The organism is Pseudoruminococcus massiliensis (assembly GCF_900291955.1).
GTDB classification, from domain to species: domain Bacteria; phylum Bacillota; class Clostridia; order Oscillospirales; family Acutalibacteraceae; genus Pseudoruminococcus; species Pseudoruminococcus massiliensis.
This window is the reverse complement of the sequence record NZ_OLMR01000002.1, coordinates 417,852-429,848: the sequence shown is the minus strand read 5'-3', so window position 1 is coordinate 429,848 and position 11,997 is coordinate 417,852. Positions and strand designations below refer to the sequence as shown.

At 34.0% G+C, this 11,997-nt stretch carries 11 protein-coding genes; 6 read left to right on the top strand and 5 right to left on the bottom strand.

Annotated elements, in window-relative coordinates:
* The first annotated feature begins 5 nt into the window (after positions 1-5).
* From C9914_RS04810 to C9914_RS04800, 3 genes are all read left to right on the top strand, one after another.
* Positions 6-1,178, top strand: coding sequence for a DUF3137 domain-containing protein (locus C9914_RS04810; RefSeq protein ID WP_106763742.1), 1,173 nt, complete (start codon positions 6-8; stop codon positions 1,176-1,178).
* An 11-nt stretch (positions 1,179-1,189) separates the two neighbouring features.
* On the top strand, positions 1,190-2,332 hold the full coding sequence (locus tag C9914_RS04805) for a DUF3137 domain-containing protein (RefSeq protein ID WP_106763740.1): 1,143 nt from the start codon (positions 1,190-1,192) through the stop codon (positions 2,330-2,332).
* Positions 2,333-2,596: 264 nt separating this feature from the next.
* A complete protein-coding gene (locus tag C9914_RS04800) occupies positions 2,597-3,151 on the top strand; it encodes a LemA family protein (RefSeq protein ID WP_022264669.1) in 555 nt (184 codons plus the stop codon).
* A gap of 223 nt (positions 3,152-3,374) precedes the next feature.
* Here the strand turns inward: C9914_RS04800 and dhaS are convergent, their stop codons facing one another.
* A complete protein-coding gene (dhaS, locus tag C9914_RS04795; protein WP_022264668.1) occupies positions 3,375-3,932 on the bottom strand; it encodes a dihydroxyacetone kinase transcriptional activator DhaS in 558 nt (185 codons plus the stop codon).
* A 195-nt stretch (positions 3,933-4,127) separates the two neighbouring features.
* On the opposite strand from dhaS, the gene mnmA reads away from it, so the two are divergent.
* A complete protein-coding gene (mnmA, locus tag C9914_RS04790) occupies positions 4,128-5,216 on the top strand; it encodes a tRNA 2-thiouridine(34) synthase MnmA (protein ID WP_207654834.1) in 1,089 nt (362 codons plus the stop codon).
* A 364-nt stretch (positions 5,217-5,580) separates the two neighbouring features.
* Positions 5,581-6,507: a quinolinate synthase NadA gene (gene nadA / locus C9914_RS04785; RefSeq protein ID WP_181013438.1), complete on the top strand. Its 927-nt coding sequence runs from the start codon at positions 5,581-5,583 to the stop codon at positions 6,505-6,507.
* Between the two features lie 96 nt (positions 6,508-6,603).
* Here the strand turns inward: nadA and C9914_RS04780 are convergent, their stop codons facing one another.
* The 3 genes from C9914_RS04780 to C9914_RS04770 all read right to left on the bottom strand — a co-directional run bounded on the left by C9914_RS04780 (position 6,604) and on the right by C9914_RS04770 (position 9,279).
* Positions 6,604-6,990: a hypothetical protein gene (locus C9914_RS04780; protein ID WP_106763736.1), complete on the bottom strand. Its 387-nt coding sequence runs from the start codon at positions 6,988-6,990 to the stop codon at positions 6,604-6,606.
* A 112-nt stretch (positions 6,991-7,102) separates the two neighbouring features.
* Complete coding sequence (locus C9914_RS04775; RefSeq protein ID WP_106763734.1) at positions 7,103-8,362, bottom strand: ABC transporter permease; 1,260 nt, start codon at positions 8,360-8,362, stop codon at positions 7,103-7,105.
* On the bottom strand, positions 8,359-9,279 hold the full coding sequence (locus C9914_RS04770; protein ID WP_106763733.1) for an ABC transporter ATP-binding protein: 921 nt from the start codon (positions 9,277-9,279) through the stop codon (positions 8,359-8,361). Before C9914_RS04770 ends, C9914_RS04775 begins: the two co-directional genes overlap by 4 nt.
* 205 nt (positions 9,280-9,484) lie before the next feature.
* On the opposite strand from C9914_RS04770, the gene C9914_RS04765 reads away from it, so the two are divergent.
* Positions 9,485-10,393, top strand: a complete 909-nt coding sequence (locus tag C9914_RS04765) for a hypothetical protein (RefSeq protein ID WP_106763731.1) — start codon at positions 9,485-9,487, stop codon at positions 10,391-10,393.
* A 72-nt stretch (positions 10,394-10,465) separates the two neighbouring features.
* Here C9914_RS04765 and C9914_RS04760 read toward each other — a convergent pair whose 3' ends face one another.
* Complete coding sequence (locus C9914_RS04760; protein WP_106763729.1) at positions 10,466-11,887, bottom strand: hypothetical protein; 1,422 nt, start codon at positions 11,885-11,887, stop codon at positions 10,466-10,468.
* Between the last annotated feature and the right edge of the window lie 110 nt (positions 11,888-11,997).

Sequence of the window (11,997 nt, the reverse complement as noted above, 5' to 3'; positions counted from 1 at the left end):
TAAAAATGGAAGAAAATGATGTTTATAATGAATTTGATATAAATGAAAGAAATGCCAATGAATATGAGGCCGACCCAAGCGTATTTTTTAATAAAACTGGCAATCCTTTTGTGGGTTTTATGCGTTTTCTGAAAAGAAAACCTGTTCCACCAAAAGAGATTGATGAGCAAGAAATGCTTCAAGCTCTTTCTGAGCATTTTAGCAATAGAGCAGAATATGGCAGTAAAGCTGGGATTCAGGCAGGCGGAGTAGTTGTTTCTGCCTTACTCTTGATTGTCTTTTTATTTATGTTTAAGGCTATGAATGTATGGTTTTGCTTAACCTTAGTTTTATTGTCTGCAATATCACTTGCTATATTTATTGTGTGGAACATAAAATCCTCCTCCGCTTTAAATAAAAAAGATAATAAAAGTTATACAATAGAGGAATATAAAGCACATATTATTAAAAAAGCTATTGGTGATAAGGTTTCAGAAATAATTTATGAGCCTTATTGCGGTTTGCCTCAGAGTGTATATTGCGATGTTAATATTGCCAGCAGAGGAAATACATATCATAGAGAGGACCTTATAACTGGTAAATATAATAATGTTTATTTTGTGCAATCAGACCTTAATGTATCTTCTAAAAATACTGGTTCAGAACAAAGACGCACATTTACACACTTTAGTGGTAGATGGATAGTTATTGATTATCCGAAAAAATTCAGTGGAACAGTTATAGTTAAAGATAAAGATTTTGTTGGAATAAGCAGAAATGACCTTGAAGTAATAACGCTCGAAAATCCGACATTTAATGAAATGTTTACGGTAAGCACAAATGATGTGCAGTTGGGCTATTATATCTTAACACCACAGCTTGTTGAAAGATTTATGGAATTAAAGCAGAGTTCTAAAGGAGCAATAATAGCTTGCTTTAAGGACGGTATGCTTCATATAGGCATACATAACAGAGAAAACGCATTTGAGCTTGATGTTAATAACTTAGATATTGCCAAGGATACAGAAAGCTTTGCTAAAGATTTTTCTCTTGTCAGCAAAACAATAGATATTTTAGAGGTCAATAACGGCTTTTATGCTCAAAGCAAAACACAGCCATCGCAGTATCAGAACTATTCTAATTCTACACCTCCGAAAAGTAATGGCTCAGGAATAGGCATACAGGGTGGAAGATTCTAAGGAGAGTTTATATGGCGAAAAACTATCAAACAAACGATGTGTATAATGAGATTAATGTAAACGAAAGATATAAGGCAGAGAGAAAAGCTGACCCAAAAATATTTTTTTATAAGGAAGGCAACCCATTTTTAGGCTTTATGCACTTTTTGAGGAGAAATCCTGTTCCGCCTAAGCAGATAGATGAGCAAAAGTTAATGATAGATTTGACAGATTATGCAAGAAAGGATAAGCGTAGTAAAATAATTTCTGGTATAGTGTTTTTTGTTTGTACTATAATAATGATTATACTCAAAGGCTATTATGAAATAAACATACTAATATTTTTGGAGATAGTAGGAGCTATAATTTTAATATCGACTATCATAGCAATTATAATGTTTATTATAAAAAGCTTAGTGAATAAAGAAGACCCGAACAAATATACATTGGCAGATTATAAAAATTATGTTATCGGAAAAGCTATTGAAGGAGAGGTTCAGGAGCTTGTATATGAACCGCATTTTGGCATACCACAAAGTGTTTATAAGGATTTAAATGCTATTATTAACGGAAACATGTATCATACAGAGGACCTCATAACAGGAAAATATCACGATGTATATTTTGCTCAATCGGACCTTGTTGTAGAATATAAGGACGATGATAGTTCTATGACATATTTCAAGGGAAGATGGATAGGGTTTAATTATCCAAAGCAATTTCAGGGGACAGTTATAATAAAAGATAAAAAGTTTTTTTATGGAGCAAAGAGAAAGAAACTTAGTGACATACAGCTTGAAAATCCGCTTTTTAACGAAATGTTTACTGTAAAATCAAGTGATATGCACTTGGCCTACTATTTGCTTACACCACAGATTATAGAAAGACTTATGTATTTAAAGCAGAATGCAAAGGGTACAATTGTTGCTTGTTTTAAAGATGGAATTTTACATATATTTATAAATAATGGTCAAGATTCGTTTGAACCAAATTTACGCAAAATTAATCTTATGTCAGATATACAGAAATTCAAATATGATTTTAGCCTTGTTAGTGGTATAGTGGCAATTCTTAATATTAATGATAATATTTATGTTCAGCACAATGAAGAACCATCATATCAACAACCATATCAAAATAACCCAATGCCACCAATAAATAATAATGGCTTCTAAAATTAAGAGTAGCAATATAAATAAATTCAGATTTAATTGAGCTTATGAAAATAGATGATAATGTTTATGCAAATAATTTATATTTAATTTTTTAATTATTTAAAAATAATTTTCTTATAATTCTTTTAGACAATTATTGCTTATAGTCCGTAATATATAATTATCTCAATCAATTATTAAGGGGAATATTCCGATGTGAAGCTAACGCTTTAAGTATTTAAATAAAAATTTACAGACAGCTTTAACTGTCAGAAGGAGTTTATTATGGATATTGGAATTTATATTATTATAGGTATTGTAGCTTTAGTTCTTATCATTATTATAGGTTGGTGGATTTCTACATCAAATAACTTCCGCAGAACAGAAGTTAAAATCAATGAGGCGGAATCTGGAATAGATGTAGCCCTCACAAAGAGATATGATACACTTACAAAGATGCTCGATATTACTCGTGCATATGCAAAGCACGAAACAGATGTAATTCAAGGCACAATCGAAAAACGCCAGATGAATTCTATGCAGGACCGCTCACAGTTCAATAATTCAATTAATGAGGCTATGGGCAGAATCAATGCTGTTGCTGAACAGTATCCTGTACTTCTTTCATCTCAGGTATATAAACAGCTTCAAATGGCTGCTTATGATGTTGAAGAACATCTTCAGGCTGCAAGGCGAGCATATAACGCAAATGTTTCTCAGTATAACCAGATGATAGTAACATTCCCTAAGAGCATTGTTGCAGGTGCAATGAGTCTTCAGAAAAAGGAATTCTTTGAGGCTGAATCAGCTAAGAGAAATGATGTAAAAATGAGTTTTTAAGTTGTAATAAATTTATGTAGGATAATTAAAAGTTTCGCTCGAGCCTTTTCTACACCAGCTTTGCTGGTGAAAGCTGCTCGTAGGGCAAGGGTAATACCATTGTTACTCTCCGCAGAGAGCGAAATACTTTATGTTCCTCTAAGTGTATGAGAGTTCCCTGAAAACTACTGCATAATTTAATATTGAGAACGGCTACCGCAAGAAAATTGCGATAGCCGTTTTTTTATTTCAGATATTTTGCAACGATTAAAATTTTGCAATCATCAATAATGTCTTTAAGATGGTTGGTGATAAATTCGGGGCTGTCCTTCATTCCGGTAGTTATCCAGTCGATAATAGTGCCAGTTATTCCGTAAGCAAAGAATTTAGCTACATAAACTCTGTCTAAGTCATCTACTGAATTTTCACCAGTTAATGTGCCAATAAGATTATAAAGTAGTTTTTGTGTAAGATTAAGTAGATAGGCTCTGAATTCTCCGCCATAAGATGTATGCAGGGCGTTTTTATAGAATTTAGAATTTTTTTTCAAGGTGTTGAGCATGGTTAAAAACTTTTCTGCCCAGTTATCAATTGAAAATCCATCAATAAGTTCAACTATTACATCATTATAAAATATAGTATTTAAAAGCTCGTACTTATCGTGAAAGTGGTAGTAGAATGTTTGACGGTTTATTTTAGCCTCATCTGATATATCAGAAATCGTAATTTTATCAAAAGATTTTTTCTCCATAAGGTTTTTAAAACTCTGGCTTATAACATCTTTAGTATCAATATATGGCATTACTGAACCTCCTTGAATTATTTACATTATAAATTTAATTATATCTTTTATTGGAAAATTTATCAATCCCATTTTCAAAAAACTATTATAGATTAAATGCCTATTAGATTACTGGGTAATTATAAGTTGATTTTATCTATGGCTTGTAGTATAATAAACCTATCCTAAATCGTAAATTTATGAGAGGTGAAGCCTATGCCAAAGGGCAAGGTTCTTGTTGCTATGAGTGGTGGTGTAGATAGTTCGGTTGCCGCTGTTCTTTTAAAGCGAGATTACGAGGCTGTCGGAGTAACGCTCAAGCTTTTTACAAACGAAGATATTGCACTCGACCGAACAAAGACCTGCTGCTCACTCGATGATGTTCAGGACGCAAGGAATGCCGCATTTAAGCTTAGTATGGAGCATTATGTGTTCAATTTTGGTGACCGTTTTCGTGAATGTGTTATAAACCGCTTTAATAATGCGTATATTCACGGCGATACACCAAATCCTTGTATCGACTGTAACAGATTTATCAAGTTTGACGCACTTTTAAAGCGTGCCGAAATAATGGAATGTGATTATATCGCAACGGGACACTATGTTCGCAGAGCATATGATGAAAAAACAGGCCGTTATCTTCTCAAAAAGGGCAAAGACCATAAGAAAGACCAAAGCTATGTGCTTTATGCCTTGACACAGGAACAGCTTTCAAAAACTCTCTTTCCTATAGGTGAATATACCAAAGAGGAAACCAGAGAGATAGCAAGAGAATTTGGCTTAATCAATGCAAATAAGCCTGATAGTCAGGATATTTGTTTTGTGCCTGATGGTGATTATGCTTCTTTTATAGAAAGAGATACGGGCAAACATTTTCCAGCAGGAAATTTTGTTGATGCTGAGGGAAATATTCTTGGCAAGCATAATGGCATAATTCGCTATACAATAGGTCAGCGAAAGGGTTTGAATATTTCGCTTGGTGCTCCAGCTTATGTTGTTTCTAAGGATATGGAACATAATACCGTTACACTCGGCAAGAATGAGGATTTATTCACAACAGGACTTATTGCAAATGACATAAACCTTATTTCAATAGAAAAATTAGCAGAGCCTATGAAGGTGACTGCAAAGACAAGATATAGTCAGGTTGAAAAGCCAGCAACAATATATCCGCTCGAAAATGGAGATATAAAGGTTATCTTTGACGAGCCACAAAGGGCTGTTACAACAGGACAAGCAGTAGTATTCTATTCAGGCGATATTGTTGTAGGTGGCGGAACTATTTCTAAAACAAATGTAGAATAAAATTCATTTTTGTTTAATCTTATATTAATTATGGGAAAATTAAAAGTTTTGCGCAAGCTTTTTCAAAAGCTTGCAGTTTCCAAAGGTAGTCACCTACAGCAGAGCCTTTGTTCGCTCTCCGCAGAGAGCGAAATACTTTATCCTTCTAAAAGCATAGGAGGGCAGAAAAACATTCCAGTGGAATGTTTTTCATAGGGAAGCCTCGCAGGGGGTTCCCTGAAAGATAAATGTTAGTTAAGCCTTGAAATTGATAGTTTTTCAAAGTTAATTATAAATTAATATTTATCATTGAGCTTATATTATATTTAAGGGCAAACTTAGTTCGCTTGTTCAACAGCATTAATATTATGAGAGGAAGTTAATTATGATTAGAGATGTACAGGATAAGATTTTAAAGCTTAAAAAGGAAAAAGATGTATTTATTCTTGCTCATAGCTATGTTGCAAGAGAGATTACAGAAGTTGCTGATTTTGTTGGTGATTCATTCACGCTTAGTCTTGAGGCACAGAAAACAAACGCAAAGAATATTCTCCTTTGTGGTGTTCACTTTATGGCTGAAACAGCAAAAATGCTTTCTCCCGATAAGCGTGTATTCCTTGCAAATCCGCTTGCAACCTGCCCTATGGCAGAGCAGATGGAGCCTGATATGATTTCACAGCTCAAAAAAATGGAGCCAGATAGAACAGTTGTAGCATATATCAACACAACAGCCGCACTCAAGGCAGTATGTGATGTATGCGTAACCTCATCAACAGCCGTAAAAATCGTCAAGAATATGGAGAGTGATAAAATCTTATTTATCCCTGATTGCAACCTTGGAGATTTTGTAAAGAAAAGTGTTCCTGAAAAGGATATTAAGCTTTTGCAAGGTGGCTGCCCTGTTCACGCGTCTGTTACTCTCAAGGATTTAGAGGAGGCTAAGAAGCTTCACCCAGCAGCACTTGTGCTTGTCCACCCTGAATGTATTCCAGCAGTAGTAGAGCGTGCTGATTATGTAGGTTCTACATCAGGCATCGCAAATTATGCCAAGAAATCCGACCACAAAGAATTTATTATCGGTACAGAAATGAGTATTGCAGAGGACCTTCAGTATGAATGTCCTGATAAGGATTTCTACATTCTTTCAAAGAAAATTCTTTGCCCTAATATGAAGCTTACTACCCTTAATGATGTTCTTCGTTCAATCGAAAATATTGATAATGGTAAGGCCTTTGAGATTAAGATGACCGATGAAGAAATTGCACAATCAAGAAAGTGCATAGATGAAATGATTCGTCTTGGCAACGCATAATTTTAATTCATATATTTAAAATTAATTCTGTTAAGCAGATAAATAAAACGGGCTATCAAATCTGATAGCTCGTTTATGTTTTATATAAGCTTTTAATTATACTCGCTTATATATATTGATTAGTCCATTGATTTCACTTTCCATAACAGTGCCGTTTTCTTTTAGCTTATATTTAACTGAAACTGGTTTATTATTGCTATTTTGAGGTTTACTGGTTATTGTAACAGATTCATCATCATATATGTATGAAAAATCTACATCTAACTTAGTATCTCCAAGTGTCATATAGGCTGTACCATCATGGCGGAAAATAAGATAAAAGCTTCTGTCATATGGGTCTTCTACATCTAAGCCGTCTACTGTTTTTGTTTCGATATTTTCCCATTTGCCAATAGGATTAAAAGTAAAATCACTACAGCCAGACATAAAGACTGAGCCGCAAAGCACAAGTATTGAGATAATAACAGCATATAATTTTTTCATATAATCAGCCTTTCATACAGAATAAACTCTCAATATATTGTACAAAACTTTTTTATAAATTGCAAGTCTTTTGTAGCGGTGGCTCGCTGCCTTGAGCAAAACTTTTAATTTATTAGCTGCGGGCTTTTTTGCTGAATACCATTTTTAATGCTTGACCAAGCTTTGGTGGCTTGCCATAGAGAAGAACACCTACTCGATAAATAGCAGCAGCAAGCTTTCCGAGTATGAATACAGATGCAACCTGAATTGCTACCGAAATAATAATTTCCCAAGCGGCTACATCGCTCATTGCTATTCTTGCAAACATAGCGATTGGTGCTGTGAAAGGTATGTAGGATATTGTTATCATAAGAGGGCTATTAAGCTCACCACTGTTCATACCGAAAACAACAGCCATAAAGACAAATATAATTATAAACATAACCGGTGACATAATACTGCTTAAATCTTCTATTCTTGAAACAAGAGATGCTATTGCAGCAAAAACAAAGGCATATATAAAGAAAGCAAGAACAAAGAATAGTATAGCAAAAAGTGCCGATTCGATAGGGAAAGAAATTATAGATTTAAGGTCAGCAGGCATAGAGTTTAACATAACAGGAAGTGATATTGCTCCTACTCCGAAAATTACTGCTATTTGAGTAAAGCCTGCAAGCCCAGCACCGATAACCTTTCCAAACATAAGGTCTGATGGTGAGGCACAGGTTATAAGCATTTCCATAGCACGACTGCTTTTCTCTGTGACAACGCTGTTAGCAACAAGCTGTCCATATGCAAGAATAGCCATATATAGTGCCATAACAAGAATATATGTAGAAATATATGCAGTTGTTTGGTCTGTTCCAAGTGTAACAATATTTCGCTTGGCCGAGGCTGAAAGGATTTTTTCAGATTCCTGAGCAGAAATGCCCTTTTTCTCAAGCTCTGTTGTGCGGTATGCTGATGTAATAGCAGTATCCACCATATCGGTGGTTGTATCATAAATGGATTGTGTGAGCGTGATATAGTTATATTCAAGCGGTTTATTAAGGATTATAGAGAAGCTGTATAGTCCATCTTTAACGCCTGTTTGAGCATCACTTTCACTTTTTATGATTTCTACATCATAGTCGTTAAAGTTATCTGTAATAGCTTTTACGATTACATCGTCTTTTTCGTAAGCCTTGTTTACAACTGCGATTTTTGGTTTTTCTGTTTCTTCGTCACTACTATCAGAGGAAGTAAGTCCAATAATAAGTGCAGGCAAAAATGATGTAAGAATCAAAGTAGCAACTACAAGTATTGTACTGATTATAAATGCCTTATTTTTAATTACAGAAATATATTCAAAGCCAAGAATGGTTTTAAAGGCACTCTTTCTTTTGGTTTTCATATTTTGTCCTCCGTATATTCAACAAAAATATCATTTAAGGTCGGCTGTATAATGCCCATTCCATCAATATCTATTCCGCTTGAGGAAATAAGATTATATAGTGACTGTTTTGAGGACGGTTCCTTTAATTTGACCTTAACTCTGTTATCAATTTCATTATCGGCTTCGGCTGAGATTATCTCATTAGAGAATTTCTCAAAGATAAGCTTGAGAATATTTTTATAATCAAGTGAATCAATAGCTATCATATCTCTACGATAACTGCGTTTTATGTCATTGATAGCACCATTAAGAACGATTGTGCCACCATTAAGAATTGCAATATCTTCACAAAATTCTTCGATATAGTTCATTTGATGGCTTGAGAAAAATACTATGGTGTCTTCATTGATAAGCTCTTTGATAATATCCTTTAAAAGCATAGCGTTGACAGGGTCAAGGCCAGAGAAAGGCTCATCGAGAATTACGACTGGAGGCTTGCACATAACTGCCGTTGCAAGCTGAATTTTTTGTTGATTACCTTTAGAAAGGGTTTCGAGCTTGTTATTGGCATATTCTGTCATATAAAGGCGTTCAAGCCATTGCTTTGAAGATGAGATAGCATCATTCTTACTTAAACCATGAAGCCTGCCAAAATAAACAAGCTGGTCGATAATTTTTTTCTTTGGATACATTCCTCTTTCTTCTGGCAAGTATCCGATAGTCAGTTCATTTCTGTTGATTGGCTTATCATCGACAAGAATTTCTCCACTATCTGCAGGGAAAACCCCCATAATAATTCTGATAGTGGTAGTTTTGCCAGCACCATTTCTACCAAGCAGACCTAAAGCTTTGCCACTATGGGCATTAAGGCTTATTCCACGAAGAACTTCTTTTTCGCCGAATGACTTAGTAATATTATTTACTATAAGCTGCAAAATTTTTCCTTCTTTCTTCCTATTGTCTTAGATACATAATACAATATACGGCACTTATTGTCAACATTATATACATATTTTTTATATTTAATTTTAAAAAGTTGATATTTTATACTGCTTGTGATATATTTATTTTATTATAAAAATTAATAGCTTTTAAGAATAGAGGTGATTTATAATAAAAAACACTCAAGATGATATATTTTTGGAAACCGAAAAAAGTGACCCTGACTTAAAGAAATCTATGAATCAATTTCGTAGAACTATATTTATACTTATTGCCATAGTTGTTTTTTCGGCTATTATAGCAACTGCGATATTATTCTTTAAAATCAATTCTTTACATTCAGAGCCATTTTTTAAGATGATTTCTGCCTCAAAAAATACGTTTACTGCTTATAGTGCAAGGGTTGACGCTACTTTAGAAAACCCATTTAAAGATAGATTTAGTACACTTACGGGCAGATATGAAATCAATCTAGACGGCAAAAAGCTTACTGCGGAATTTGATATTATTTCCAAGCCAATTACAAGCGCTTCTAAAAAGGAAGATAAGATAAATATAAAAATAAATTGCGTAGGTAATGGTGGGAAAATTCTTTATAATCAAAATGACAAGACAGAAATTATAGATATAACTGAGAAAAATGCTGAAAATTTCTTTGCTTTATTTTCTGAAACTAAAGATTTTAGCATAACAAATTTCAATAATGATTGGCAAGGCCTTATAGATAAAATAGGTTGGCAGGATTATGTTAATGCTGATGAAATCGAAAATTCGCTGGCTAATATTTATAATATTCTAAGTAGTGATGAGGGCAAAACTGAAATTCTTGGTTTAACCACAGAAAGCACTGAAAATGGCGATATTATGACTTTTGCTATGAAACCATACTCAATAGCTGATTGTATACTTACAAATAGTCAAGCTGTTTTTAAGAGAAACAAAGATTACAGCTATTATAGAAAGCTAATTGATGATAATAAATCAACATTAGATAGCCTTGTAATAAATTTTGATGTGACAATTTCTAAGGAAGGCTTTTTAAAAGAGATTTCCGCAGATAATCTTGGCATTAAATTCAATTTGAAAATAAGCGATATTAAATCATAATTGTTTGATTTTTTACAAACAAAAATGGCGTTCAGACTTATTCAATCTGAACGCCATTGCTATATTTAATGATTAACCTTGTGCAGAACTTTCTGATTTACTTGCTTCGCTTGCAGTCTTAGATTCTGTTGAAGATTCTGTGCTTGCTTCGCTTGCAGTCTTAGATTCTGTTGAAGTTTCCTTGCTTGCTTTGCTTGAAGTCTTAGATTCTGTTGAAGATTCTGTGCTTGATTCACTTGAAGCCTTTGAAGATTCGTCCTTTGAATTATCGGAATCAGGAATAACTCTTGATGGTGTATATTTATTATATGCGGCATCATTGAATTCGTAATCAATTTTCTTTCCTTGCTCTTCGATATACTTATCGAATTCATCGTCTTTTATAGAGTGAAGAATTGTAGAACGATAGTTGCTTGTGTTATTCTTATCAAGTGCGGAACTTACTTCGTCGGCAATAGGTGTCTTATAAAGGAAGTAGTATGCAGAAGAAGTTGCAACATAAGCAGCCTCATTATCTTTCATTTCCTTGAGCTTTTTCTTGACTTCATCACCAAATACGAAGTTTTCATTGCTCAAATCTTCTATTGATGATTGTACCGAGCTGCTTTTTGTTGTAGAAGAATTAGAGCTTTCGGTTGAGCTTTCAGTAGAAGCTTCAGATGAAGTTGTTTCAGGCTGACTTGATTTTTCTGAAGAGGCTGATGAGGTTGTTTCTTGGCTTGATTCGCTTGAGCTTTCAGTAGATGATTCGGAAGGATAATCTTTATCATATTGTGCAGCAACATCATCTATTGTTTTGCCTTGCTCATTTATGATTTTTACATATCTTTCATATTGAGCTTTGACAACCTCCTTTTCTTCGTCAGTCATAGTTGTAGATTTTCCGTCGCTATCTTTTTTGTTTAAAGAGGTTGTAAGATATTTATAGCTTACATAGTTTTCTTTGAAATATTTTTCAAGCTCGCTATCCTTAACTTCCTTACTGCCTCCCTCGCCATAAAGCTTATTGAAAAGCTTGTCTTTTTCGAGAGCAGTCTTGATTATTGCGTTCTTATATGAATTTTCGGAAATACCCATAGCCTCATAGCTTTGCTTAGACATAACCCACATATCAGAATATGAGTAATATCCATAGAAAGCACTCTTATCAGTATAAGTAGCGTTTATTTCGTCATCTGTTATATTAATCTTATTATCCTTGCAAAGCTTATCGAGAGTCATTTGCTCTACGCAAAGCTCCTTTGCTCTGTCACGAATCCATTGGTCGCCTGTTTTCTTATCAATAGTTTCGCTGAGAACAACATCGCCAGATTTGCCAGTTTTTTCTTTGGCTTCGCTATATGCTTGAGTCATATAATAGATATATGTGCCAACAGAAAGAGTTTCATCATCATTTTTCTTAACGCTCCATGAAGTATCTGCACAGCCAGCCATACTCAAAAGCAAAGCACCACAGATTGTAGAAGCCGCAATTTTTTTTATAGCATTTTTCATTATAAACTTTCCATCCTTTCGGAATATTATACAAATATAATTTATTATACCTCAAAATTATTCAAATGTCTACTTTAAAATGTCTACTTTTTGCAAACTTATTTTATAAG